Annotated in this window: 21 protein-coding genes and 1 riboswitch; of the genes, 8 read left to right on the top strand and 13 right to left on the bottom strand. The window is 62.7% G+C overall.

All coding sequences use genetic code 11. The features are described from left to right. Nucleotide 1: 1 nt before the first annotated feature. From CHC01_RS14990 to CHC01_RS14970, 5 genes are all read right to left on the bottom strand, one after another. Entirely contained in the window at nt 2-754 is a 753-nt protein-coding gene (locus CHC01_RS14990; protein ID WP_089265066.1) for an anti-sigma factor family protein, read from the bottom strand. After that, on the bottom strand, nt 751-1,314 hold the full coding sequence (locus tag CHC01_RS14985) for a sigma-70 family RNA polymerase sigma factor (protein WP_089265676.1): 564 nt from the start codon (nt 1,312-1,314) through the stop codon (nt 751-753). Before CHC01_RS14985 ends, CHC01_RS14990 begins: the two co-directional genes overlap by 4 nt. A gap of 79 nt (nt 1,315-1,393) precedes the next feature. Beyond that, nucleotides 1,394-1,723, bottom strand: a complete 330-nt coding sequence (locus CHC01_RS14980) for a cupredoxin domain-containing protein (protein ID WP_089265065.1) — start codon at nt 1,721-1,723, stop codon at nt 1,394-1,396. A gap of 12 nt (nt 1,724-1,735) precedes the next feature. Beyond that, a complete protein-coding gene (locus CHC01_RS14975; RefSeq protein ID WP_089265064.1) occupies nt 1,736-2,686 on the bottom strand; it encodes a metallophosphoesterase family protein in 951 nt (316 codons plus the stop codon). Nucleotides 2,687-2,763: 77 nt separating this feature from the next. Further along, nucleotides 2,764-4,380, bottom strand: a complete 1,617-nt coding sequence (locus tag CHC01_RS14970; RefSeq protein WP_089265063.1) for a GMC family oxidoreductase — start codon at nt 4,378-4,380, stop codon at nt 2,764-2,766. Nucleotides 4,381-4,545: 165 nt separating this feature from the next. Here CHC01_RS14970 and CHC01_RS14965 point away from each other — a divergent pair, with 165 nt between their 5' ends. Both CHC01_RS14965 and CHC01_RS14960 read left to right on the top strand, forming a co-directional pair. Continuing rightward, nucleotides 4,546-5,718, top strand: a complete 1,173-nt coding sequence (locus tag CHC01_RS14965; protein ID WP_089265062.1) for a M20 aminoacylase family protein — start codon at nt 4,546-4,548, stop codon at nt 5,716-5,718. Between the two features lie 113 nt (nt 5,719-5,831). Beyond that, nucleotides 5,832-6,329 carry a YciE/YciF ferroxidase family protein gene (locus CHC01_RS14960; protein WP_089265675.1) on the top strand — a complete coding sequence of 166 codons (498 nt, stop codon included), beginning with the start codon at nt 5,832-5,834 and terminating at the stop codon, nt 6,327-6,329. Nucleotides 6,330-6,529: 200 nt separating this feature from the next. On the opposite strand, the gene gcvP is transcribed toward CHC01_RS14960, so the two are convergent. The 3 genes from gcvP to gcvT all read right to left on the bottom strand — a co-directional run bounded on the left by gcvP (nt 6,530) and on the right by gcvT (nt 10,996). Beyond that, entirely contained in the window at nt 6,530-9,394 is a 2,865-nt protein-coding gene (gene gcvP / locus CHC01_RS14955) for an aminomethyl-transferring glycine dehydrogenase (protein ID WP_089265061.1), read from the bottom strand. Nucleotides 9,395-9,455: 61 nt separating this feature from the next. After that, the gene (gene gcvH / locus CHC01_RS14950) at nt 9,456-9,821 is read right to left on the bottom strand and encodes a glycine cleavage system protein GcvH (protein WP_089265060.1); all 366 of its coding nucleotides are present in this window, start codon (nt 9,819-9,821) and stop codon (nt 9,456-9,458) included. A gap of 11 nt (nt 9,822-9,832) precedes the next feature. Continuing rightward, a complete protein-coding gene (gene gcvT, locus CHC01_RS14945) occupies nt 9,833-10,996 on the bottom strand; it encodes a glycine cleavage system aminomethyltransferase GcvT (RefSeq protein WP_502695657.1) in 1,164 nt (387 codons plus the stop codon). A 140-nt stretch (nt 10,997-11,136) separates the two neighbouring features. Further along, nucleotides 11,137-11,230, bottom strand: a riboswitch (glycine riboswitch). Nucleotides 11,231-11,501: 271 nt separating this feature from the next. Here gcvT and alaS point away from each other — a divergent pair. Then, entirely contained in the window at nt 11,502-14,183 is a 2,682-nt protein-coding gene (gene alaS, locus CHC01_RS14940) for an alanine--tRNA ligase (RefSeq protein WP_089265059.1), read from the top strand. A gap of 258 nt (nt 14,184-14,441) precedes the next feature. Further along, nucleotides 14,442-16,133 carry a YbaL family putative K(+) efflux transporter gene (gene ybaL / locus CHC01_RS14935; protein WP_089265058.1) on the top strand — a complete coding sequence of 564 codons (1,692 nt, stop codon included), beginning with the start codon at nt 14,442-14,444 and terminating at the stop codon, nt 16,131-16,133. Between the two features lie 22 nt (nt 16,134-16,155). Here the strand turns inward: ybaL and CHC01_RS14930 are convergent, their stop codons facing one another. The 5 genes from CHC01_RS14930 to CHC01_RS14910 all read right to left on the bottom strand — a co-directional run bounded on the left by CHC01_RS14930 (nt 16,156) and on the right by CHC01_RS14910 (nt 22,881). Next, nucleotides 16,156-16,860 (bottom strand): SDR family oxidoreductase, encoded by a 705-nt coding sequence (locus CHC01_RS14930; protein WP_089265057.1) that lies wholly within the window; start codon nt 16,858-16,860, stop codon nt 16,156-16,158. Between the two features lie 140 nt (nt 16,861-17,000). Next, the gene (locus CHC01_RS14925) at nt 17,001-17,528 is read right to left on the bottom strand and encodes a DUF3455 domain-containing protein (protein WP_089265056.1); all 528 of its coding nucleotides are present in this window, start codon (nt 17,526-17,528) and stop codon (nt 17,001-17,003) included. Between the two features lie 45 nt (nt 17,529-17,573). Then, nucleotides 17,574-19,640 (bottom strand): prolyl oligopeptidase family serine peptidase, encoded by a 2,067-nt coding sequence (locus tag CHC01_RS14920; RefSeq protein WP_089265055.1) that lies wholly within the window; start codon nt 19,638-19,640, stop codon nt 17,574-17,576. A 95-nt stretch (nt 19,641-19,735) separates the two neighbouring features. Beyond that, nucleotides 19,736-20,950, bottom strand: coding sequence for an NADP-dependent isocitrate dehydrogenase (locus CHC01_RS14915; protein WP_068735892.1), 1,215 nt, complete (start codon nt 20,948-20,950; stop codon nt 19,736-19,738). Nucleotides 20,951-21,156: 206 nt separating this feature from the next. Beyond that, nucleotides 21,157-22,881: a carbamoyltransferase C-terminal domain-containing protein gene (locus tag CHC01_RS14910; RefSeq protein WP_089265054.1), complete on the bottom strand. Its 1,725-nt coding sequence runs from the start codon at nt 22,879-22,881 to the stop codon at nt 21,157-21,159. Between the two features lie 312 nt (nt 22,882-23,193). On the opposite strand from CHC01_RS14910, the gene CHC01_RS14905 reads away from it, so the two are divergent. The 4 genes from CHC01_RS14905 (at nt 23,194) to CHC01_RS14895 (ending at nt 26,644) form a co-directional block, all read left to right on the top strand. After that, nucleotides 23,194-24,408, top strand: a complete 1,215-nt coding sequence (locus CHC01_RS14905; protein WP_089265053.1) for a TrmJ/YjtD family RNA methyltransferase — start codon at nt 23,194-23,196, stop codon at nt 24,406-24,408. 204 nt (nt 24,409-24,612) lie between these two features. Continuing rightward, nucleotides 24,613-25,443, top strand: coding sequence for an isocitrate lyase/PEP mutase family protein (locus tag CHC01_RS14900; RefSeq protein WP_089265052.1), 831 nt, complete (start codon nt 24,613-24,615; stop codon nt 25,441-25,443). Nucleotides 25,444-25,770: 327 nt separating this feature from the next. Continuing rightward, entirely contained in the window at nt 25,771-25,965 is a 195-nt protein-coding gene (locus CHC01_RS32870) for a hypothetical protein (RefSeq protein ID WP_210421686.1), read from the top strand. Then, entirely contained in the window at nt 25,889-26,644 is a 756-nt protein-coding gene (locus CHC01_RS14895; protein ID WP_089265051.1) for a reverse transcriptase domain-containing protein, read from the top strand. The genes CHC01_RS32870 and CHC01_RS14895 overlap by 77 nt, the downstream gene beginning before the upstream one ends. Nucleotides 26,645-26,660: the final 16 nt, after the last annotated feature.

Below are 26,660 nucleotides of genomic sequence, written 5' to 3'. Positions count from 1 at the left end.
TTCAGCTCGCTCCTGTTGCAAGTTCGACCTTGCTGCCGAAATCAGCAAGTTCATCCGCGTTCAAATCGCTGACTGCCCAATAGGTCAGGCCGCGCTCGCTCCAGTGGCGAATGTTGAAGCCCTGAACGGTCTCGATCCTGGCCACGCGTGATTCCGCATTTGTCGTCTGTGCAACGAACAGATTGATCACATGGGTGCGCCGCCGGTAGACGATGGCGCCGATCGTTCGTCCATTAACATAGTCAAGTCGTCCGCCGATCAGCGTGAAACCTTGCGCGGTGAGATCGACAACCGGCGGCGCCACGTCAAGCCGACCGTTGAACCAGGGCTTCACCGTGTGCTGATCGGTGGAGAGCACGTCGGTGAGGTGTCCGGCCTGCAGCGCGCGCAGATGTGCCGACACCACCTCCGAAAGAATGCGCTGCTCGTCTTCATGGCGAAGCACGACCACGACGAGGCCGGTCGCAGCCACGGCGGACAACACCGATCCCATCGCGAAGCCTTTCAGCACAGCGCGACGATTTGGCGTGTGAGCCTTGGGGAGCGCCGCCTCGATGCGCTGGCGTAGCTGTGGAGGCGCCGTAAAATGCAGATCGCTGGCGGCCATTGCGGATCGCATATCGCGATAGGCGTTCAGTCGAGCAGCGCAGCGCTGGCAAGTGGCAATGTGCGCCTCGACCTCACGGACATGCCCGGCGTCGAGCTCGTCATCGAGCAATGCGTGAAGAAGAATCTCGGCCTCGTCGCAGGTCATTTGTACGGCTCCTCTTCAGCCATCCACGCGATCCGGAGCATCGCGCGTGCGCGGGCGAGGCGTGACATCACGGTGCCGATGGGTGCGCCGACGATGTCGGAAATCTCGCGGTAAGACAGGTTTTGCATTTCTCGCAGCACGAGGATTTCCCTGAATGGTTCGGCAAGCGCGCTTACGAGACGCTGGATCGTCGTGGCATCGCGACGTCGGAGCAATTCCGCCTCCGGTGAAGCTTGTGCTTCATGCCAGAGCGGCGCGGCTTCCTGCGACTCTGCCTCGGCGATTTCGGCGATCGCGGTTGGTGAGTTCATGCGACGGGCGAACTCCGCATGGCAGATATTGCGCAGGATGGCGAACAGCCATGGTTTGATTGCAGGGCCACGATAGCTGTCGAAATGTTTCAGCGCGCGCAGATAGCATTCCTGGACGGCGTCTTCGGCGGCGTCGGCATCGCGCAGCAGATAGCGGGCCAGCGTATAGACGTCGTCGAGGCATGGCAGCGCGGCGTCGCGAAAACGGCGCGTCCTTTCGCCATCGTCGTCAGCTCTGTGCGCTGGCATCGACTTGTCCTTGCCGGCCGATGCCCGGCTGCCGGGTTTCCAGAGGCCGGGCATCGTTGTGATGCCTTGGTTTTGGCGGTTACTCAACCTTGATCATCCCCGTCATATGCGGATGCAGCGAGCAAAAATACGCGTAGTCACCTGGTGACGTGAACGTGAAGGAATAGCTGTCGTCAGTGTCGAGCGTTTTCGACCTGAATTTTCCGGCTGAGACCACGGCGTGCGGGATGTCGTCTCGGTTCTTCCAGGTGACGGTCGTGCCGACCTTGATAGTGAGCTGCGCCGGCTCGAAGGTGAAGTTGTCGATCATCACCGCTAGGTCTTCGCACCGCGCCGCTGTCATGCAAGCGGTCATGACGGCAAGAACGGCGACACGGATGCAGATGTTGCGTAAGGCGACGGATGTCATGTTGCGATGCCCTCAGCCTTGCAACGGGGTATCGATGATGGCGAGGCGTTCATCGCCGGGTTTGAAGATGATGCTGGCGATGCCCAGCAGGCCGCGTAATTTGTCGTCGGCCACCTTCATGGGGCCGGGTGAGGGCGCTGTCCCCGGTGCCGGTTGTGGAAACGCAGTAGAGCGTGCGGTGTGGAACGTGACGTTGCCTTCCACTTTCTGCATCACCTGATGGATATGGCCGTTCAGCACCGTGACCGAGCCGAAGCCCTTGAGGTAGTCCAGCGCACGTGCTCCGTCTTCGGTGCCCCATCCCCAGGTCGGATAGACCGTCCAGAGCGGGATGTGCGCAAACACCACGATAGGTGTCGATTTCGATCGGCCGCGAAGATCGTCTTCCAGCCACGCGAGTTGCTCGGCGCCGAGGTTTCCAAGTCCGCCCGCTTTGAGATCGACGACGTTCACAAGCCCGATGAAGTGTACGCCGCTTGCGTCGAAGGAATACCAGCCGGAGCCCTTGGTCCCACGTCCGTAGCGCTCGCGGTAGAGCTTGACCTCCTCGTCGATGAAATCATGCTCTCCCGGAACGTAATGCACATCGAGCCGCGCTTGCGAGATGATGCGGTCGGCATCGTCGAATTCGGACGCCTTGGAGAGGTGGCTGATATCGCCGGTATGGATCATGAACGACGGCTTGACCGGCATGGCTTTGATCCGGCCGATGGCTTCCTCGAGCGTGCCGATGGCATTGGGATTGGCGGGCTTGTCGAAGCCAATATGGCTGTCGCTAATCTGCAGGAACGTCAGGCCGGTGAGCTCTGCCGCTTGTGCCGAATCAATCAGCCCAAGGGCGTGCGGGACGCCGCCGGAAATGCTCCAGAGCACGCCGGTGCCGGCCCAGGTCATGCACTCCAATACCTTTCGACGGCTAAGTCTCGGGTCGTCCTGGGAATGATCGTGATCGAATGCACTCATCGCCAATCTCCATCGCCCTGGATTGGGCTATGGGGACTGGATCGACGAAGGCGGATGTTTATTCCCGCGAAATGAGGTTATCGCGAATCCGTGATGATCATCGACGCGCCTTTTTCCGCGATCATTGCGGTTGGCGTGTTGGTATTGCCTGACGTGATCGTTGGCATGACCGAGGCGTCCACGACGCGCAATCCGGCGATCCCGTAAAAGCGCAGCCGTTCGTCCACCACGGCCATCGGGTCCGAGGCCGTGCCCATTTTCGCGGTCCCGACGGGATGGAAGATGGTGGTGCCAATATCGCCGGCGGCCTTGGCCAGCGATGCCGCATCGTCGCCAACCGATGGCCCCGGCAGATATTCTTCGGGACGATAAGGCGCCAGCGCGCTTTGCTTCATCAGCCTGCGCGTGACACGGATCGCATCGGCGGCAACCTGACGGTCGTCGTCTGTCGAGAGGTAGTGGGGGGCAATTGCCGGTGCGTCATCGGGCTTCGCCGAGCGCAGTTTGATCTCGCCGCGCGATGTGGGCTGCAGATTGCAGGCAGCAATGGTGATCGCCGGAAAGCGATGCAGTGGATCGCCGAATTTGTCGAGCGAGAGCGGCTGCACGTGAAACTGGATGTTGGCGCGTTCGCGATGGGCATCGGAGCGCGTGAAGATGCCAAGCTGCGATGGCGCCATGGTGAGCGGCCCGCGGCGGCGAAGCGCGTAATCGACGCCCATCCAGCCACGGCGGAACAGATTGTAGTAGGTCTCGTTCAGCGTGCGCACGCCGGAGACCTTGTAAATCGCGCGCTGCTGCAGGTGGTCCTGCAGGTTACGACCGACGCCCTGACGATCGAGTGTGATGTCGACACCAGCGGCGGACAGCCACTCCGCGGGCCCGATGCCGGAGCGCTGCAACAGATGCGGTGAGCCAACCGCGCCAGCACACAGGACGACTTCACCCCTGGCGCGTGCCTCGATCTCTTGGCCGTTCTGGGTGAAGCGTACGCCGACGGCGCGTCCGTTTTCGACGATCAGGCGATCGACCATCACTTTGGTTTCGAGCCGCAGGTTCGGGCGGTGCAGCGCGGGCTTGAGAAAGCCGCGGGCCGATGACCAGCGCCGACCGCGCTTCTGGTTGACGTGAAAATAGCCGATGCCTTCGTTGTCGCCGGTGTTGAAATCGGCGGTCTTGCGAATGCCCATTTCGGCCGCTGCATCGCCGACGGCGTCGAGTACTTTCCAGGACAGCCGTGGTTCTTCGATGCGCCAGCCGCCACCCGCGCCGTGATGTTCACTAGCGCCGAGGAAATGATCTTCCAATGTCTTGAACGCCGGGAGCACATCGTCATAGCCCCAGCCATTGAGGCCGAGCTGTCGCCAGTGATCGTAGTCGGCCGCCTGGCCGCGCATCGAGATCATGGCATTGATCGCGGAGGAGCCACCGATCACCTTGCCGCGCGGATAGGCCAGTGCGCGGCCATTGAGGCCGGGCTCGGGCTCGGTGCGGAACATCCAGTCGGAGCGGGGGTTGCCGATGGCGAAAAGGTAGCCAACCGGAATGTGAAACCAGATCCAATTGTCCTTGCCGCCGGCCTCGAGAATGAGGACGCGCTTGCTGGGATCTGCCGAAAGGCGATTGGCGACGATGCAACCGGCGGTACCCGCACCAACCACGATATAATCGAAATCACCGAGCCGTGTCGTCATCGTTTCCCTGCCGCATCCGTTTCACGGTCTCACCTGCCGTGCCGAAAGGGATTAACGACGCGGCGGGCGTCTGTACAGCGTGTGATGGGACCGGTGGGGTGGGCCGTTGGCACGCGACATGCTAGACAAGGATATCGCCGTCCCACTGCATCGAGACCCTGACCCATGCCCATCATCAATCGTGTCGCCGATCTGCAACCGGAAATCATGGCCTGGCGCCGTGACCTGCATGCCCATCCCGAGCTGATGTATGACGTGCACCGGACCGCGGGCTTCGTGGCGGAACGACTGAAGGAGTTCGGTTGCGACGAAGTTGTGACGGGCCTGGGACGAACGGGTGTCGTGGGCGTCATCAGGGGCCGCAAGCCGGCCTCGGGCGAGCACAAGGTGATCGGGCTGCGCGCCGACATGGACGCGCTGCCGATCGAGGAAGAGACCAATCTGCCTTACGCCTCGAAGACCCCGGGCAAGATGCATGCCTGCGGTCACGATGGTCACACGTCCATGCTCCTGGGCGCGGCGCAATATCTCGCGGAGACCCGCAATTTCGCCGGCGATGCCGTCGTCATCTTCCAGCCGGCCGAAGAGGGCGGTGCGGGCGCTGCGGCGATGATCAAGGACGGCCTGATGGACCGCTTCAAGATCGATCAGGTCTATGGCATGCACAACAATCCCGGTATGCCCGTCGGCTCCTTCGCGCTGCGTCCGGGTCCGATCATGGCGGCGATGGACCGCATCTCGATCCAGATCGAGGGCAAGGGTGGCCATGCCGCCTATCCGCACAAGACCATCGATTCCGTGCTGGTCGGCTCGCAGCTCGTGATGGCGCTGCAGACGATCGTTTCCCGTACCGTCAATCCCCTGGAATCCGCGGTGCTGTCGATCTGTGAATTCCATGCCGGGCATGCCAGCAACGTCATCCCGGCGACCGCTGAACTGCGCGGCACCGTGCGAACGTTGAACGCCGAAGTGCGCGATCTCATGGAGAAGCGCATGAACGAGGTGGTCAACGGCGTCGCGCTGCAGACCGGTGCGAAGATCGTGCTCGACTATGACCGCGGCTATCCCGTCGTGGTCAACCACCGCGCCGAGACCGACATGGCGGTGCGGGTCGCCAGCGAAATCTCCGGGGCCGAGAAGGTCAATGTCGACATGCCGCCGGTGATGGGCGCCGAAGATTTCGCCTATATGCTGGAAGCGCGCCCCGGCGCCTTCATCTTCTGCGGTAACGGCGATAGCGCCGGGCTGCATCACCCCGCCTATAATTTCAACGACGACGCCATCGTCTACGGCACGTCCTATTGGGTGAAGCTGGTGGAGACCACGCTGGCGGCCTGACAGCGGGCGTCCACGCAATGATTTTTAATAGTTGCGTCACAACCTCAGGAACAAGACACAACAGGTGACGTTGAGCCGCGGGAAACAACCCCTGGCTTAACGGAGTGCGCGTCATGGCGACTAAGGACAAAGACCTCAACGACCTCTTTCTCGATACGCTCAAGGATATCTACTTCGCGGAAAAGCAGATCCTGAAGGCCCTGCCGAAGATGGCCAAGGCCGCAACCTCGGACAAATTGCGCGCCGCTTTCGAAAAGCATCACGACGAAACCGAAGGCCAGGTCGAGCGCCTGGAACAGATATTCGAGCTGCTCGACAAACCCGCCCGCGGCAAGACCTGCGACGCCATCCTGGGTATCCTCGACGAAGGCAAGGAGATCATGGACGAGTACAAGGGGACGAGTTCGCTCGATGCCGGCCTGCTTGCTGCGGCACAGGCCGTCGAACACTATGAGATCTCGCGCTATGGCACCTTGAAGGCCTGGGCCACGGAACTCGGCATGAAGGACGCGGTGCGGCTGCTCGACGAGACGCTCAATCAGGAAAAGAAGACCGATGAATCACTGTCGGTGCTGGCGAAATCAGCGGTCAATCTGGCTGCTGCGGCGTAGACTAATTTGCATCGGTGGCGCTTGCTTAACCTCTCCCCGCTCTGCGCGGGGAGAGGTCGCCGCGTCTTCGCGGCGGGTGAGGGCATGGCAAGGTGCTCACCTCGACTACATAATTTGCGGATCGCAAGAGCCCCTCACCCCAGCCCTCTCCCCGCAAGAGCGGGGCGAGGGTGCTCGAGGCCGTCGCTTGGCGTTGAACTTTACTCTGCGGCCTGTGCGTAGTCTTCCATCGGAGGACACGAACAGACGAGGTTGCGATCGCCATAGACGTTGTCAACGCGGCCAACCGGGCACCAGTATTTGTCGGTGCGTGAGGTCCCAGCCGGGAAGCAGCCTTCGGCGCGCGTATAAGCGCGCTTCCAGTCGTCATCCGCGATATCGTGCACCGTATGCGGTGCATGACGCAGCGGCGACGCCTCGACGTTCCAGCGACCGCTCTCGATATCCGTGATCTCCTTGCGGATCGCAATCATCGCCTCACAGAACCGATCGAGTTCGAGTTTCGATTCCGATTCCGTTGGCTCGATCATCAGCGTTCCCACGACAGGAAAGCTCATGGTCGGCGCGTGGAAGCCGTAGTCGATCAGGCGCTTGGCGATATCGTCGACGGTGACGCCGGCAGACGTCTTGAATGCGCGTGGATCGATGATGCATTCATGCGCCACGCGACCCTTTTCGTTGCGATACAGTACCGGGAAGTGCGGATGCAGCCGGGTGGCGATGTAGTTCGCATTGAGGATCGCAAGTTCGGTGGCCGAGGTGAGACCCGCGCCGCCCATCATCAGGATGTAAATGTAGGAGATGGTCAGGATCGACGCCGAACCGTAGGGCGCGGCCGAGACCGGCCCCACCGGCACATCGCCGTTGGCCGAGGGATGACCGGGCAGGTACGGCGCCAGATGCGCCTTGACGCCGATCGGGCCCATGCCGGGGCCGCCGCCGCCATGCGGAATGCAGAACGTCTTGTGCAGGTTGAGATGACTGACGTCCGCGCCGTAATCACCCGGACGCGACAGGCCGACCTGCGCATTCATGTTGGCGCCGTCGAGATAGACCTGACCGCCATTGGCGTGGACGATCTCGCAGATCTCCCGAATATGCTCCTCGAACACGCCGTGGGTCGACGGATAGGTGATCATGATCGCGGCGAGATTGGCGGCATGCTTCTCCGCCTTGACGCGAAGGTCGTTGACGTCGACGTCACCGCGCTTGTCGCAGGCGACGACAACCACATCCATATTGACCATGCTGGCCGAGGCTGGATTGGTGCCGTGCGCCGATGACGGGATCAGGCAGATATTGCGATGGTTGTCGCCGCGCGCCGCGTGATAGGCGCGGATCGCGAGCAGGCCGGCATATTCGCCCTGCGCGCCGGAATTGGGCTGCAGCGATACAGCGTCGTAGCCGGTGATGTCGCATAGCCACTTTTCCAGTGTCGCGAAAAGCTGGTGATACCCGGCGGCCTGTTCACGGGGCACGAATGGATGGAGCGAGCCCCAGGCGGGCCAGGTCAACGGCATCATTTCGGTGGTGGCGTTCAGCTTCATGGTGCAGGAGCCGAGCGGGATCATCGCGCGGTCGAGCGCCAGATCGCGATCCGAGAGCTTCCGCATGTAACGGAGGAGTTCGGTCTCGGAGCGATGGCTGTGGAAGACGGGATGGGTGAGGAAGGCCGAGCTCCGCTTCAGCGAGGCGGGCAGGGCTTCGCTGACGCCATGCTCGACGTCTGAATAGCCAAGTTTGCCACCGAAGGCGCGCCAGATGGCTTCGACGGTTTCCGGCGTCGTGGTCTCGTCGAGCGCGATGCCGATCGTGCCGTCACCGATGCGCAGGTTGATCTTCTCGGCCTGCGCAGCAGAGATGATACCGTCGCGCTTGTCGCCGACGGTCACGGTCAGCGTATCGAAGAACGCTTCGCTCTCCGGCGCGAAACCGAGCTTCTTCAGGCCGGCGGCCAGCACCAGCGTGCGACGATGGACCGTGCGGGCGATGTGCTTGAGGCCTTCGGGGCCATGATAGACCGCATACATCGACGCGATGACGGCGAGCAGCACCTGCGCGGTGCAGATATTCGACGTCGCCTTCTCCCGGCGGATATGCTGTTCGCGGGTCTGCAGCGCCAGACGATAGGCGGGCTCGCCCCGGGAATCGATGGAGAGGCCGACAAGGCGGCCCGGGATCGAGCGCTTGATCGCGTCGCGGACCGACATGTAGCCGGCATGCGGACCGCCGTATCCCATCGGCACGCCGAAGCGCTGCGCTGAGCCGATGGCGATATCGGCGCCGAGTTCGCCCGGCGAGGCCAGCAGCGTCAACGCCAGCAGGTCGGCGGCGACAACGGCGAGCGCGCCCTTCGCTTTAAGGGCGGCGATGGCCGGCTTGAAATCGCGCACGATGCCCGTCGTGCCGGGATATTGCAGGATCGCGCCGAACACATCGGCTTTATCGAGGTCAGTGAGTGGATTGCCGATCTGAAGCTTCCAGCCGAGCGGCTCGGCGCGGGTGCGCAGCACCGCGAGGGTCTGCGGATGAACTTCATGATCGACGAAGAAGGTTTTGGTCTGAACGTTTGAGGCGCGCTCGGCCAGCGCCATGGCTTCCGCAGCAGCAGTCGCTTCATCGAGCAGCGATGCATTGGCGACGTCGAGACCGGTGAGATCGCAGATCATGGTCTGGAAGTTGAACAGTGCCTCGAGTCGGCCCTGACTGATCTCCGGCTGATACGGCGTATAGGCCGTGTACCAAGCCGGGTTCTCCAGGATGTTGCGCTGGATCACCGTCGGGAGAACCGTGCCGGAATAGCCCTGGCCGATCAGTGACGTGAACACCGCATTCTTGGCCGCCATCTCGGTCATATGCGCCAGCGCCTCGGTTTCGCTGAGCGCGCGGCCGAGATCGAGCGGCGTCTTCTGTCGAATTGAGGCAGGGAGCGTCTCGCCCATCAGTGCGGACAGGCTTTTCGCGCCGACCGTTTCAAGCATCACACGAATATCGGCTTGCGAAGGGCCGATATGGCGGCGGACGAAATCGGTGGCGACGTCGCCGGAAGATTTGTTCAGGGTCATCTGTTGTTCCTCGAACGAATTTCAGAAGCTCGTCGTGCCCGGCATTCGCCGGGCATGACGACTAGGCGGTGTGGGCTTTGTAGGCGTCGGCATCCATCAGGCCTTCGAGCTCGCTCTTGTCGGAGAGTTTGAGCTTGAAGAACCACGCCTTGCCGTCGGCATCGGAATTCACCAGCGCAGGCTCGGCGGCGAGCGCGTCGTTGATCTCGACGACCTCGCCGGTGATCGGCGCATAGACGTCGGAGGCGGCCTTGACCGATTCGACCACGGCGGCGGCTTCGGCCTTCTTCAGTGCGCGGCCGACTTTGGGCAGTTCGACGAACACGACGTCGCCGAGCTGCGACTGTGCGTAATCGGTGATGCCGACGGTGACGACGTCGCCGTCAATCAGGAGCCATTCGTGGTCTTCGGTGTACAGGGTGGTCATGGATCAGTTCCTCAACGCTTGTAGCTGTGGGGGACGAAGGGCATGGGTGACACTTTCATCGGCATGCGCTGGCCGCGCAGTTCGGCGAAAACGGTGGTGCCGTCGGCTGCCTGCGCGCTGGGCAGATAGCCCATTGCAATTGGCGCGCCGAGACTGGGGCCGAAACCGCCCGAGGTGACGCTGCCGATCGATTCGGTGGAGGTCGCATCCGCAAACAGCAACACAGCTTCGCGCACTGGCGCGCGGCCTTCCGGCAGCAGGCCGATGCGCTTACGCGGCGCGCCGCCATCGAGCTGCGCCAATATCTTGTCGCTGCCGAGAAAACCGCCGGCGCGGGCGCCGCCGGTCCGGCGGCTCTTCTGGATCGACCAGTTCAACCCGCCTTCGATGGGCGTGGTTGTCGTGTCGATGTCATGGCCGTAGAGGCACAGCCCGGCTTCGAGACGCAGGCTGTCGCGGGCGCCGAGGCCAATCGGCAGCACGTCGGGATGGTCGAGCAGGGCAGAGGTCAGCGCTTCGGCCTGATCGTTCGGGATCGAGATCTCGTAGCCGTCTTCACCCGTATAGCCGGAGCGCGAGACGAAACAGGCGATGCCGTTCACCTGATGCGGGCCCGCATCCATGAACTTCATCGCCGGCGCTTCCGGGCAGAATTTTGCCAGCACGTCCGCCGCCTTCGGACCCTGCAGGGCGATCAGTGCACGGTCGGGCAGGGTCTCGATAATGCAGCTGTCGGAGAGATGCGTGCGCAAATGCGCCTCGTCCTCGTCCTTGCAGGCGGCGTTGACCACCAGAAACAAATGATCGCCGAAATTCGCCACCATCAGGTCGTCGAGAATGCCACCGGCGTCATTGGTGAACTGAGCGTAGCGCTGGCGGCCAGGCGCCAGCGCCAGAATGTCCATCGGCACCAGCTTTTCGAGCGCCAAAGCGGCGTCTTCGAGTTTGCCGGACTTCGCCCGCAAGGTGAGCTGGCCCATATGGGAAACATCGAACAGTCCCGCCGCCGCGCGGGTGTGGAGATGCTCCTTCAGCACGCCGGTGGCGTATTGCACTGGCATGTCATAGCCGGCGAAGGGCACCATCTTGCCGCCACGGGCGATGTGGAGGGCGTGCAGCGGCGTTTGTTTTAAAGTTGAGGGTTTAGCGGTCGCTAGCATATCGACAGCAGACATGTGACGGGTCCTCGCGGTTCCCCGGGACCATTCCCGGAGTGCCTGTACGAGCCCCATCTGTCGCTGTGCCTGAGAGTATTATCCCGTCGGCGGACGCCATCGGCCCATTTGGGCTCAAAGGCATCTCTTTCCAGATGCTAACCTGTCACGCGGTCCTTTTGCCTGAGAGTTTCCGGGGCGGTTGCTCCTTCGGCGCCGGCCCAAACGGGGCCGGTCTCTCCCGACGTGACGTCTTTCAACGCCGGCACAAGAGCATGCGTTCCCTGAATCTGTCAACGCGGTTCCGGCACCTATCAACGGCCCTGTGCTGCTGCGGCAAGCCCCTGATCCGCTTGAATGATCCCTTGTCATCCCCTTGCACAGTTTCTGGACAGGCCTAGTGCCGCCGGTCTAAAAGCAACCGGTTGTGGCATTGGCCGGCGGCAAATCTTCAAACAATTTGGCCGTGGGCGATTTTTAGGTGCCAAGTCTTGAACGAACAAGTCTTGGGCGCAATGGGACTGATATGAGCGGCGTTAACGAGATCAGGTCGGCATTTCTGAATTACTTCGCGGCGAATGGTCACGACATCGTGTCGTCGTCGCCGCTGGTGCCGCGCAACGACCCCACGCTGATGTTCACCAATGCCGGCATGGTGCAGTTCAAGAACGTTTTTACCGGCGTCGAGAAGCGGCCTTACCAGCGTGCAACGACGTCGCAGAAATGCGTCCGTGCCGGCGGCAAGCATAACGACCTCGACAATGTCGGCTATACCGCGCGCCATCACACCTTCTTCGAGATGCTTGGCAACTTCTCGTTTGGCGACTATTTCAAGGAACGTGCGATCGAGCTCGCCTGGAACCTGATCACCAAGGAGTACGGCCTCGCCAAGGACCGCCTGCTGGTCACCGTCTATTCCGAGGACGATGAAGCCTTCGCGCTGTGGAAGAAGATCGGCCTGCCGGATTCCAAGATCATCCGCATCCCGACCTCGGACAATTTCTGGCAGATGGGCGACACCGGCCCGTGCGGTCCGTGTTCGGAAATCTTCTTCGACCATGGCGACAAGATCCCCGGTGGCCCTCCCGGCTCGCCCGACGAAGACGGCGACCGTTTCATCGAGATCTGGAACCTGGTGTTCATGCAGTTCGACCAGCTTGCGCCGGGCAACCGCATCTCGCTGCCGAAGCCGTCAATCGACACTGGCATGGGCCTCGAGCGCATCGCTGCGGTGCTGCAGGGCAAGCACGACAATTACGACATCGACCTATTCGTCGCACTGATCCGCGCCATCGCCGATCTCACCGGGGCCGATCCGCAGAGCCCGATGAAGGCCTCGCTGCGCGTCATCGCCGACCATCTGCGCGCCTCGTCGTTCCTGATTGCCGATGGCGTGCTGCCGTCGAATGAAGGCCGCGGCTATGTGCTGCGCCGGATCATGCGCCGCGCCATGCGTCACGGCCAGTTGCTCGGCGCCAAGGAGCCGCTGATGTGGCGCCTGGTGTGGGCGCTGGTGCGCGAGATGGGCCAGGCCTATCCGGAGCTGGTGCGCGCCGAGAGCCTGATCGAGGAAACGCTGCGGCTCGAAGAGACGCGCTTCCGCAAGACGCTGGATCGTGGTCTCGGCATTCTCGACGACAAGAGCGCGTCGCTGAAGAAGGGCGACATGTTCGACGGCGAGACCGCGTTCACGCTGTACGACACCTACGGTTTCCCGCTCGATCTGACCCAGGATGCGCTGCGCAACCGCGGCATCTCGGTCGATATCGCGTCCTTCACCGATGCGATGGAGAAGCAGAAACAGAAGGCCCGCGCGTCGCGCTTTTCCTCCGGCGAGACCGCGACCGAAGCGATCTGGTTCGAGTTGCGTGAAAAACTCGGTGCGACGGAATTTCTCGGCTACGAGACCGAGTCTGCGGAAGGTGCGGTTACGGCACTGGTGAAGGATGGCAAGGAAGTCGACAGCCTCAAGGCAGGCGACACCGGCGCCATCGTTCTCAACCAGACGCCGTTCTATGCAGAGTCCGGTGGCCAGGTCGGCGACACTGGTGTGATTACCGGCGAGGGCGTGACCTTCCGTGTCACAGAAACTCAGAAGCGCGCAGGCGATCTGTTCGTGCATGTCGGCACGCTCGAGCAGGGCACGCTGAAAGTCGGCGCTGCGCTGGCGCTCGACGTCGATCACACCCGTCGCTCGTCGATTCGCGCCAATCACTCGGCGACGCATTTGCTGCATGAAGCGCTGCGTCAGGTGCTCGGTGATCACATCGCCCAGCGCGGCTCGCTCGTGGCGCCGGACCGGCTACGTTTCGATTTCGTGCATCAGAAGCCGATCACGGCCGACGAGCTCCGCCGGGTCGAGGACATCGCCAACAATGTGGTGTTGGAAAACGACGCAGTCACCACGCGCCTGATGGCGGTGGACGATGCCCGCGAAGCTGGTGCCCGCGCGCTGTTCGGAGAGAAATACGGCGACGAGGTCCGCGTCGTGTCGATGGGCAAGATGCCACGCGAGAGCGGCAGCAACGCGCTCGGCTGGTCGGTCGAACTCTGCGGCGGCACCCATGTGAAGCGCACCGGCGACATCGGTATGATCTCGGTCACCGGCGAAAGCGCAGTGTCTTCCGGCGTGCGCCGCATCGAGGCGTTGACCGGTAATCATGCGCGTCATCACGCCAACGAGACGATGCAGCTCGCCAAGACCGCTGCGAACGAGCTCCGGACGACGCTCGACGACATGCCGGCGCGCATCGCTGCGCTGATGGACGAGCGCAAGAAGCTGGAGCGTGAGCTCTCCGAGGCGAAGAAGACCATCGCCATGGGCGGCGGTGCTGCGGCTGGCGCATCGGCCGCTGGTGGCGCATCCGCAGACGTCAAGACCGTCGGCGATGTCAAGCTGATGGCCAAGAGCGTCTCGGGCATCGAGATGAAGGATCTCAAGAGCCTCGCCGATGCCGGCAAGAAGCAGCTCGGCTCCGGCGTGGTCGCGATCATCAATGTCGGTGAAGACGGCAAGGCCGGCGTCGTGGTCGGCGTCACCGAGGATCTGACCAAGCGCTTCAGCGCTGTCGATCTGGTGAAGCTCGCCTCTGAAGCCTTGGGCGGCAAAGGCGGCGGTGGGCGGGCGGACATGGCGCAGGCCGGTGGTCCGGACGGCGCCAAGGCCGATGCTGCGCTGGCGGCGATCGAAGCGGCGATCGGCAACTAATCTCGTCATTCCGGTGTCGCGAACGCCGCCAGGCGGGCGCGAACCCGGAATCCCGTAGTGTTTTACTACGTCGAGATTCCCCGCCATTCCAACTGGAATGGCTGAGGTTCACGCTCTCAGCTTCGCTGAGATCGCGCCCCGGAATGGCAGTGTGGGTCACACAACCCCATCTCGCGATGACGTGACCGCTCGCGCCTGCGACCATGAGTAGCCCTCGTTAAGGGTGGCATCCCACGCGCCCATGCGGCAAAAAGCGGCATGGAGCATAACACCCCGCTGATTTCCACCGTCGTCGTCGGCCTCGTACTGGCATTCATCCTCGGCCTGATCGCACAGCGCATTCGCGTGTCGCCGCTGGTCGGCTATCTGCTCGCCGGCGTCTTCATGGGTCCATTTACGCCCGGCTATGTGGCGGACCAGAATATCGCCAATGAACTCGCGGAGATCGGCATCATCCTGCTGATGTTTGGCGTCGGCCTGCATTTCTCGCTGAAGGATCTGCTCTCGGTCAAGAATATCGCGATCCCTGGCGCCATCGTGCAAATCGCCGTGGCGACGCTGCTCGGCATCGGTCTCGGCGAGGCACTCGGCTGGTCGTTCGGTGGCGGCCTTGTGTTCGGCCTCGCGCTGTCGGTGGCTTCGACGGTGGTGTTGCTCCGCGCGTTGCAGGAACGACGGCTGGTGGACAGCGAGCGCGGCCGCATCGCCATCGGCTGGCTGATTGTCGAGGATCTCGCAATGGTGCTGACGCTGGTGCTGCTTCCGGCGATTGCTGGCCTGCTTAAAGGCGAGGGCAATGGTGCCAGCATGTCGTCGCTGGCTATGCCGGTGCTGATCACGCTCGGCAAGGTCGCGGGATTCGTCATCTTCATGCTGGTGGTCGGCCGCCGCGTCATCCCGATGCTGCTGCACTATGTGGCGCACACCGGCTCGCGCGAACTGTTTCGCCTTGCGGTGTTTGCCATCTCGCTCGGGGTCGCCTTCGGCGCAGCCCTCGTCTTCGACGTATCGTTCGCGCTCGGTGCGTTCTTTGCCGGCATGATCCTCAGCGAGTCCGAACTCAGCCAGCGCGCTGCCAATGAGACGCTGCCGCTGCGCGACGCGTTTGCGGTGCTGTTCTTCGTCTCGGTTGGCATGCTGGTCGATCCGGCGATCATCCTGCGCGAGCCGCTGCCGCTGCTCGCCACCGTCTTCATCATCCTGTTCGGCAAATCGGCGGCTGCCTTCGGCATCGTCCGGCTGTTCGGCTATCCGACCTCGACGGCGCTGACGATCTCCGCCTCGCTGGCACAGATCGGCGAATTCTCCTTCATTCTCGTCAGTCTCGGTGTGGGCCTCGGTCTGCTGCCCGATCGCGGTCGCGATCTCGTGCTCGCCGGCGCGATCATCTCGATCATGCTCAACCCGCTGTTCTTCGCATTGCTCGATCGTTTGTTGGCCGACAAGGACGCGAAAGCAGCGGCAGCGAGCGAAGCCGCTGCTGCGGACAGCAAGGAGAAGGCGGTCCCGCGCGTCCCGTTGTCGGAGACCCAGCTCAAGGACCACGTCGTGCTGGTCGGACACGGCCGCGTTGGCAGCGTGGTCAGCAGGGCGCTACGCCTGAACAACACGCCGCTGCTGGTGATCGAGGACACGCCAGGTGTCGTCGAGCGCCTGCAGAGCCTCGGTGTCGAAGTGATCACCGGCAATGCCGCGGCGCCTGATATGCTGCAGGCGGCGAACGTGATGGGCGCCAGGGGATTGCTGGTGGCGATTCCCGACGCTTTCGAAGGTGGCCAGATCGTCGCCAAGGCGCGTGCGCTCAACCCCACGCTTCCGATCATCGCCCGCGCCCATTCCGAAGAAGAGATCGCGCATCTCAAGCATCACGGCGCCAATGTCGTGATCATGGGCGAGCAGGAAATCGCCAAGGCGATGCTGCTGCAGATCGGCGCGACGGCGGCCGTTTAGTCGCGCCTTTGCGATCAGGTCATTACACCGACCGCGTCATGCCGCCGTCGACGCGGATGTTCTGGCCGGTGATATAGCCTGCGCCGTCCGATGCGAGGAATGCGACCGTGGCTGCGATCTCGTCGCTCTTGCCATAGCGTTGCATCGGGACGCTCTGGCGCCGCTCTTCGGTGGCGGGCAGGCTGTCGATCCAGCCGGGCAGCACATTGTTCATCCGTACATTGTCGGCGGCAAAACTATCCGCGAACAATTTTGTGTAAGAGGCGAGACCGGCGCGGAACACGGCGGAAGTCGGAAACATCGCTGAGGGCTCGAATGCCCAAGCGGTGGAGATGTTGATGATCGCGCCAGACTTCTGCTTCTGCATGATCGGTGTCACCAGCCGCGTTGGCCGGATCACGTTCATCAGGTAGACATCCATGCCGGTGTGCCACTGCTCGTCGGTGATATCGAGCAGCGGAGCACGCGGGCCGTGACCGGCGCTGTTTACCAGCGTGTCGATCCGGCCCCATTTCTCCAGCGTGCCATCCACCAGTCGCTTCAGATCGTCGCTCGACTGGTTGGAGCCGGTGACGCCAATGCCGCCGAGCTCTTGCGCAAGCGCTTCTCCCTTGCCGGACGACGACAGGATCGCGACCTTGAAGCCGTCGGCGGCAAGGCGGCGCGCGGATGCGGCGCCCATGCCGCTTCCACCCGCGGTGATGATGGCGACTTTGCTAGATGACATGAGGCGGTCTCCCTGACTGTTTTTCTGGTCTTCTCTGCTCTAGCGGCAAATCGTTCGGCGTAGAAACGCAAACCTCGCGCCTGGCTCTGTGCCTGCTTGTTATTGTCCACGGCACCGGAGTGTCCACCGGCGAAATGTCCTTAGCCCTTGCGCAGGAACACGTAGTCGGCCGAATAGGGCTCGCTCTGTAACGTGCCGGCGCCGCTGCAGGTGCCGGCGAGCGTGCCGCCGACTGTGTTGATCCGCTGTACCGTGGTCACGCCGCTCAACATGCCGCTGCCGCGATGCGAGGCGGCTTCGAGGCGGAGCCACGGAATGTCCTTGGCAGTGGTGCCTGGTGCGTTGCCGGTCACCTTACCGACCACCGCGCTGCCATCGCTGTATTCCCAGTTCGGTCCGGCATAGTGCCGCCCCACGGTCTTGCCATCGGCCATCAGCGTGGCGATCGGCTCGCGGAACGTCCATGTCAGCTTTCCTGAAGCGTCGGCCTTGCACTCATAGACCTGCGCGCCTTCAGCATGCAGCTTGGCGATCTGCGTCTCGCCGGGGGCTGCAATCGCATCCGGCACCTGCGCCGAAGCAGAGAATAGGCCCGCGACACTGAGCGAGAGCGTGACAATCGTGGTCAGGATCGGGCGTTTGAAAACATGTGGCGTATTGCAGGTCATGTGAACCCTCTCTTGCTCTAGTTGGTAGTTGCTCTGTCGTTCGTTTTACGCAGCTCCAATCGTCCGCCGTAGAAACGCAAATCCCAGAGCCTGGCTCTGTGCCTGCTTGGTATTGTCGACGGCGCCGGAGTGTCCGCCCGCCACTGTCTCGTTGAACCAGACGGGATAGCCGAGCTCTTCGAGCTTCGCCGCCATCTTGCGGGCGTGGCCGGGATGGACGCGGTCGTCGGTGCGGTTGGTAGTGATGAAGATCGGCGGATAGGTCTTGCCGGGCGCGATCAGGTGATAGGGCGAGTATTTCTGCAGATAGGCCCACTCGTCGGGAATTTCCGGATCGCCATATTCGGCGATCCAGCTCGCGCCGGCGAGCAGTTTGGTATAGCGCGCCATATCGAGCAGCGGCACGCTGCACCAGATGGCGCCGAACAGTTCCGGATAGCGCGTCAGCATGTTGCCGACGAGCAGGCCGCCATTGCTGCCGCCGTGGCAGGCGAGTTTCTGCGCCGTTGTTATACCTGATGCAGCGAGATCTCGCGCGACAGTCGCGAAGTCGTCATGGGCCACATGCTTGGTGATCTTGCGCGAAGCCAGATGCCACGCCGGGCCGAACTCACCACCACCGCGGATATTGGCGATGGCGTAGAGATGACCTTCTTCGAGCCACAACTTGCCGGCGATGCCCATATAGGCGGGTGTCAGCGATATCTCGAAGCCGCCATAGCCATAGAGAATCGTCGGCCGGGGCGGGGCGTCGGCAGAAAGATTCTTGCCGATTAGGAAGTAGGGAATCCTGGTGCCATCAGCGGCCACTGCATGGCGTTGCTGCACCTCGATGCCCTCGGGATCGAAATTGGGCGGCGAGCTCTTCAGCGGCTCGGGTGCGCCGTGGCCTGTCCACAGTGCCGTCGTTGTCGGCCGGTCGAAGCCCGTGACGGTGAAGAGCATGTCGGTGCCGAGATCGGGATCGTCCTCGCCGCCGAAATTCTGCGCCGAGATCGTGGCGTTATCGGGCAATCCCGGAAGTGCCGTCTCGCGCCAGCCAGCCTCGCTCCGCTGCAGCAGAGCGAGGCGACCGCGGACGTTATCGAGGATTTCGAGCACGATGCCGTGCCGGGTCTCCGACAATGACTGCAGCGCGCGGGTCGGTGTCGGCATGAAGACGATCTCGAAATCGCGTGCGCCAGACAGGAAGCGATCGAGGTCGATGACGGCGAGTGCGCCGGTCGGGATCGTCTGGTCGCCGACGGTCCAGTCCTGTTTCGGGCTGATCAGGAGATCGTCCGCTTCTGCCGAGACCGAGACTTCTTCCGGCAGTTCGAGGCGCAGGCGCTTTCCGGCATGCGGGCCATGCTTGCGCTCGACTGATATATGCGAGCGCGTGAAATCCAGCGCACGCCAGTACATCACTCCTTCGTGGCTTGGCCGGCGATTGACGCCGAACCAGGCGGCGACGTCCTGCTTCTCGACCTCGAAGACGGTTTCAGCCGCAGCTAACGGCGTGCCGCGCGTCCATTTGCGTACGGTGCGGGTATAGCCGGCCTCCGTGCTGTCCTCGGGCGTCTGCGCGCTGCCGAGCAGCAGCGTGTCCTGATCGACCCAGCTCACCTGCGTTTTGGCCTTTGGGATGATGAAGCCGTCGGCAACGAAGCTCTTGCTGGGAATATCGAACTCACGAACCTCGATGGCGTCGGTGCCGTTGAATGACAGGCTGATCAACGCGCGGGTCTTGTCCGGGGAACGCGCAGCACCTGCAAAGGCCCAGGAGATGCCTTCCGCCTTGTTCAGTGCATCGATGTCGAGCAGCACGTCCCACTTGGGCGTATCGGTCTTGTAGCTCTCCAGCGTCGTGCGGCGCCAAAGCCCGCGCGGGTGAGCGGCGTCTTTCCAGAAATTATAGAGATAGTCGCCAGACTTTCCGACGAAGGGAATGCGATCGTCGGCGTCGAGGATCTTCATGACTGCGTCGAAATCGCGCTTGTAGCTATCGTCGCAGAGGAAGCCATCGGTGCGCGCATTCTGTGCCTCGACCCAGGCCACGGCTTTCTCGCCCTCGATTTCTTCGAGCCAGACATATGAATCATTGCTGCCGTCGGCGGGATTTGGCGCAGTCATGGGTCACCTCGAAAAACGGAACGTCTCAAAAAGAAAGTCCGGGGTGCCTGAGGCAACCCGGACTTTCGGATGGTGCAGTCAGGAGAGGGCGGAAATCAGGCCGCCAGTTCCTTGGTCAGGTTCTCCGCGACCTTGTCGAGGAAGCCTGTGGTCGAGAGCCAGCGCTGATCGGCGCCGACCAGCAGCGCCAGATCCTTGGTCATGTAGCCGGCTTCGACGGTGTCGACGCAGACTTTTTCGAGGGTCTTGGCGAACTTCGCCAGCTCGGCATTGTTGTCGAGCTTGGCGCGGTGGGCGAGGCCCTGGGTCCAGGCGAAGATCGACGCGATCGAGTTGGTCGAGGTTTCCTTGCCCTTCTGGTGCTCGCGGTAGTGACGGGTCACGGTGCCGTGGGCAGCTTCGGCTTCCACAACCGAACCGTCCGGCGTCAGCAGCACCGAGGTCATTAGGCCGAGCGAGCCGTAGCCCTGGGCCACGGTGTCGGACTGCACGTCGCCGTCATAGTTCTTACAGGCCCAGACGTAACCGCCGGACCACTTCATGGCGGCAGCCACCATGTCGTCGATCAGGCGATGCTCATAGGTGATCTTCGCGGCTTCGAACTTGGTCTTGAATTCGGCGTCGAAGATTTCCTGGAAGATGTCCTTGAAGCGACCGTCATAGACCTTGAGGATGGTGTTCTTGGTCGACAGATAGACCGGAACGCCGCGCGACAGGCCGTAGTTCAGCGATGCGCGGGCGAAGTCGCGGATCGAGTCGTCGAGGTTGTACATGGCCAGCGCGACGCCGGCGCCGGGGGACTGGAACACTTCGCGCTCGATCACGGCGCCGTCTTCGCCGACGAATTTCATCGTCAGGGTGCCCTTGCCCGGGAACTTGAAGTCGGTGGCGCGGTACTGATCGCCGAAAGCGTGACGGCCGATGATGATCGGCTTGGTCCAGCCGGGGACCAGACGCGGCACGTTGCTGCAGATGATCGGTTCGCGGAAGATCACGCCGCCGAGGATGTTGCGGATGGTGCCGTTCGGCGACTTCCACATCTGCTTGAGGCCGAATTCCTTCACGCGCGCTTCATCGGGAGTGATGGTGGCGCACTTCACGCCGACGCCGTATTTCTTGATCGCGTGGGCCGCGTCGATGGTGACCTGATCGTCGGTCTTGTCGCGGTATTCCATCCCGAGGTCGAAATACATCAGGTTGACGTCAAGGAAGGGGTTGATCAGCTTGTCCTTGATGTACTGCCAGATGATTCGGGTCATCTCGTCGCCGTCGAGTTCGACGACGGGGTTGGCTACCTTGATTTTTGCCATGGTGGTTCGGGCCTTTAGCGCGTTGCGGGAGGGATGGTTTGTAGGGGGGCTATAGCACCGCGCAGGACCCGGCGAAAGCCGGGGCGTCATGCAGTTTCGGCGCAATTTTCAGCCCAAAACGCAGGCTGTTTTTGCTCAAAATGCAGCCTGCGCCGCAGTGCCCGCCACCACGTACCAGCTCACCGGCAGGCTGCCGTGCCGCGCGGTTACGCCGCGTCGCGCCGGTACAGGCCGCCCGTGGTCACCAGGAAATCGATCCGCCCGTCGAGCAGCGCGCGCAGTGCCTCGTCCGGACTGTTGACGATGGGCTCCTCGTGCACGTTGAAGCTGGTATTGACCAGCACCGGCAATCCGCTGGCCTGCGCAAACCCCTCGACAATGTCATAATAGAGCGGGTTGTCCGGACGCGCGATCACCTGCGGCCGCGCCGATCCATCGACATGGACCACGGCGGGGATGCGGCCCCGCCATTCCGGCCTCACATCGCAGGCGATGGTCATGTAGCGGCAGGCGCGCGCATTGACGGGATTGACGTCGAACACGTCAGCGGCACGCTCAGTGGTGATGACGGGGGCGAACGGCATGAATTCGGAACGGCTCAGCCGTTCGTTCAAGAGGTCGTGGGTGCCGCGCCGGGCCGGATTGGCGAGGATGGTCCGGGCACCTAACGCGCGGGGGCCGTATTCCATCCGGCCATTGAAGATCGCGCCGATCTCGCCCGCCACCAGCCGCGTCACCGCGCCGTCGACCGGCGCCTCGTCGACGCGGTGGATCCCCGGGGTGGCTGCGATGCCGGCGTCCAGCCCGGCCTGAAAATCGCGGCCGAGATAGACATCCCCGAGATCGCGGCGGCGGCCCAGCCACGGCGCCAGGCCGTCGCGCTGCATCAGGTAGGACAGCGCCCCGCCGATCGGCAGGCCGTCGTCGCCCATCGCCGGGAAAATGAACAGTTCATCGATCGGCAATTGCTCGGCGAGCAGGCGGTTGAGCTTGACGTTGGCGAACACGCCGCCCGACAGGCCGAGATGTCGCGCCGGATGCCGCTGCAAAAGCCGCTGCAGCGACAGCAGCATGGTGTCTTCCAGCACCTTCTGGATCGACGCCGCAAAATCCGCACGGCCGGCCTGTTTGGCGAGCCGGCGCATCAACGCGTTCATCTGGTGATAGCTGCGAAAGCTGGACTGGATGCGTCCGTCCTGGGTGACCGAAAAATACCCGGCAATCGTCTCGGCCGCTGTCGGTTTGCCCATGGCCGCGAGCCCGGTCAGCTTGCCCTCGTGCCGGTTGGGTCGAAATCCGAGCGACTTGGTCGCCGCACTATAGGCGCGGCCCAGGCTGTCGACGGGATTTGGCAGGAACAGACAGGTGTCGTCGCCATAGAGCGTCGTCAGGCGGCGCTCGGCGAAGTGCCGGTAGCTGTAATTGACATTGTCGCCGCCGCCATCGGCCGTCACCAGCAGGGCATCCGGCCACGGGCTGTAGAACAAAGTGGGAAGCGCATGCGCTTCGTGGTGGTTGTAAAAATGGACCGCGGCGTCGTCGCGGAAACCGCCGTCGCGCCGCCACGCCGCGGCATCGAAGACGTCCTCTGCCCGCTGCGCGCGGTAGCGATACTGCTCGGCGCCGAGCAGCAGGCGGTCCTTGCCGACCCGGCTGCGATACTGCTCGTGCAGCCAGCGGAGGCCGCCGAGGCGCGGGAAATAGGCCTTGGGAAACATCGCCCGGCTATAGGCGACGACGTCGACATCGCGCCGTGTGGCGCCGGCGATCGACAGCACCTCGTCGATGGCCGCATCGGGGTGGACGCTGCCATCGCTCTTGCGCCGGGTCAGTCGCTCCAGCGCGATGGCGGCCTTCAGATCGTAATCTTCGAAAATGGCGACGGCGGCGTCATGGACGCCGGAGTGAACGCTGAGGATAAGCTGAGGCATGAAGGCTGCAAGGTCGTTCCCGGGAGCGGCACATTACCTACCCCCCGCTACGACCCGCAATTCACGAACGCTTGGCCGGGAACCCGCCTTCATCCGGATTGTCAGGCCACGTCTGGCATCCGCCGGCAATTCGTCGTAGGGCTGCATCGCAGATAGCCCCGGAGAGCGGGTTATTCGCATCCAGATGCCCGGCTAAGTCCCTTGTATCGCTCAACAATGTAGCGATCGGCAGGGAGCCCGGATGAGGTGTTGAATCAAAACCTTCACGGGTTGATTCAAGATCTTCAGAGATTGAATCAGAAAGTGAAGTGTATGTCCGGTTCAGGCACCGACTCTACCAAGGCGCATACCGACCTCGTCGGCCCCGTTGTCATACTCGTCGAACCGCAGCTCGGCGAGAACATCGGCATGTGCGCGCGGGCCATGGGCAATTTCGGCCTGACCCGGCTGCGCATCGTCAATCCGCGTGACGGCTGGCCGAACGTCCATGCCCGCCGGGCAGCGTCGGGCGCCGATCACATCCTCGACAAGGTCGAGCTGTTCGACACCGTCGAGCAGGCGGTCGCCGATTGCACGCTGCTGTTTGCCACCACCGCCCGGGCGCATGATCAGGCCAAGCCGGTGGTCGCCCCCGAGGCCGCGGCCGCCGAGACCATCGCCCATGTGGCCACCGGCGCGACCGCCGGCATCCTGTTCGGCCGCGAGCGCTACGGGCTGCAGAACGAGGAGGTCGCGCTCGCCAACCGGATCATCACCTTCCCGGTCAACCCGGCTTTCGCCTCGCTCAACCTCGCCCAGGCGGTTCTCCTCTGCGGCTATGAATGGTTCAAGCAGGCAACCGCGAACGCGCTGCCCTATGCCATGCCGGAGCGGTCGGAGCCGGCGTCGCAGCACCAGATGAGCGCCTTTTTCGACAACCTCGTCGGCGAGCTCGACAAGGTCGAATTCCTGCGCCCGCCGGAAAAGCGCGACACCATGCTGGTCAACCTGCGCAACATCTTCACCCGGATGGAGCCGACCAAGCAGGACATGCACACCTTGCACGGCGTGGTCATGGCCATCGCCGAGGGGCGCAAGGGCCCGGCCAAGGGCGGCGTCCTCGACGGCGAACAGGCGACCCGGCTGCGGGCGCTGCTGGCCGAACACGGGCAGGGCGCGCAGGCACATGAGAGCGGCACTGTCCGCGGTCTGGCGCGCATGCTCCGCCGCAACCCGACCGATGCCGAACGGCTGCTTTGGGATCAGCTCCGCGCCGACCGCCGCTTCGCCGGCCAGTTCAAGCGCCAGACCCCGGTGGGCCGCCACATCCCGGATTTCGTCTCCTTCCCGGAGCGGATCGCCATCGAGCTGGTCAATCCCGGCGAGACCGAGGTGATCGTCAGCGACCGCGCCGCCCGTCAGACTTGGCTGCAGGAGCGCGGCTACCGCGTGATCGCGATGCGGGCGGATGATGTGACATCAGACATCGCGGCGGAGTTGGATCGGCTTGAGGCCTTGCTGGCCAGCGGGATGCCGGGGCAGGGCTGATCTGAAACCGGGTGGCGCTTCGCGCGATCCGGGCTACGAACCTGAATAACCGTCATTGCGAGGAGCCTCTTGGCGACGAAGCAATCCAGACCTTACCTTGTGGCTTCTGGATTGCTTCGTCGCTGCGCTCCTCGCAATGACGGCTGAGAGGTTCGTCGCGGACCGCGAGCAACGCGATCCGAACTAAAAACAAAGGGAGGCCCAATGACCATCTCCACCGCCGAGAAGCGCGCGAACTTCCGCAAGCTCCATGAGTCCGGCTGCTTCGTGCTGCCCAATCCCTGGGATGTCGGCAGCGCCCGCTATCTCGCGCATCTCGGCTTCAAGGCGCTGGCCTCGACGTCAGCCGGCTATGCCTGGTCCACCGGCCGCCCCGACAACAAGGTCACTGCAGACGACGTCATCGAGCATCTCGCGCTGCTCTCGGCCGCCACCGATCTGCCTGTCAATGCCGACTTCGAGGCCGGCTTTGCCGATGACCCGGCCGGCGTCGCCGCCAATGTCGCCCGCGCGGTGAAGAGCGGCATTGCCGGCCTCTCCATCGAGAACTCCACCGGCAAACCGGACAAGCCGCTCTATGACGACCATCTCGCCGTGGAGCGGATCAAGGCCGCCCGCGCGGCCATCGACAGCGTCGATCCCGCGGTGATGCTGGTGGCGCGCTGCGAAGGTTTTCTGCATGGGGAGCGCGACCTCAAGAAGACCACGGCGCGGCTCATAGCCTTTGCGGAGGCCGGCGCCGATTGCCTCTATGCGCCGGGCGTCGCCACAGACGAGGAGATCACCACGCTGGTGAAGGCGATCGGCGGCAAGCCGCTCAACGTCCTCACTGTGCAGCCGACCATGACCGTGCAGCACCTCGCCAGCCTCGGCGTCCGCCGCATCAGCGTCGGCGGCGCACTCGCACGCGTGGCTTGGGCCGGCTTTATGCAGGCGGCGCAGGAGATCGCCGGGCAAGGGACGTTCACGGCCTTCGCGCAGGGGGCGAAGGGTGGGGAGCTGAACAAGTTGTTTGCGGAAAGGGCGGGAAAGTAGGGAGACGCAGTCTGCGGAGGGTGACTGCCGCCCGCGAGGACACCCGGAAGTGCTTAAGGGGCGGGCTCGCAGCAGACAGCAGGCGCGAGGCTAACGTAGTCAGGTAGAGTAGTTTAAACGTTTCTCTTGAAGATTGTTTGTGTATCCCCCATGTTTGGTCATCCGCTGGCGAAGACCTAGCGACCCCGGCGCGCTGAGACGTTTAGGCGGCAAGGCGCTCCGGCTCGAAGCACTCCGAGGCGAATAGCTGAGGGGCTCCTTCTCGGTTGTCGGCTCCATATTCTTGGTGTCGCTGGTAGCTGGCGGTGTAAATGATGGAGACGCCGTATGAGCAAGCAATTTGCACGTATGGTGACCCTTATTCGCGAGATCGCCAAGTTTTTGGTTCCGGTACTGACCGTTATCAAGCTCTTGATTGAAATCGTGAATAAGGTCGCCAACTGCAATGCTCGTAAACTATCAATTCAAGTATCGAACACGCGGCAGATATATTTTCGTTCCTACCGGGCAGTGCGAACGTAAAGGCCGCCGGATACTGAAGTATTTTTCGAAGTTCGAATTCCCTGAGTACTACTATCATTACGCTGAAGGCGGCCATGTAGCCGCCATGCACGCACACCTTGAAAGTCGGCTATTTTTTAAGGTCGATATCCAGGACTTCTACTATTCGATAGCTAGGATGCGTGTGACCCGCGCTCTGCGGTCTTTTGGATATCGTGGAGCGAACACGCTGGCAACATGGTCGACAGTACGGAATCCCATCGTTGGTGGACCTGACCATGTTCTTCCCATCGGGTTTGTCCAGTCGCCGCTTTTGGCTAGCCTAGTGTTAATGAAGTCCGCGGTCGCGGGCGCGATGGAGCGAGCCGTTACAAATGGGGTGCGCATTTCGGTCTTCATGGACGATTTCGTTGGGTCGCACGACGATCTAGAGGTTCTGCAAGCCGCTTACACCGATGTTCGGGACTCGGCGGTCGAGGCAGGATTGCTGCCAAATCCGGCAAAGCTCGTTGCTCCTACAGATGCCATTACAGCATTCAATTGCGATCTTCAGCTCGCACGAGCCTCCGTCACTGCGGAGCGGATTGCAAAATACGAAGCTCGGCATAATCGAACGCCGCAATCCGATGCATCGTTCTTGCAGTACTGTAATTTAGTTAGCTCGAAAAATGCCCCCGAATTAGCTGAGAACATTGAATGAGTAGCACCCTTTTGCA

It is taken from the genome of Tardiphaga sp. OK246 (assembly GCF_900188215.1).
In the GTDB taxonomy this organism is placed as follows: Bacteria; Pseudomonadota; Alphaproteobacteria; order Rhizobiales; family Xanthobacteraceae; genus Tardiphaga; species Tardiphaga robiniae.
The sequence above is the reverse complement of the archived record's forward strand: the minus strand, read 5'-3'. Positions and strand labels throughout refer to the sequence as shown.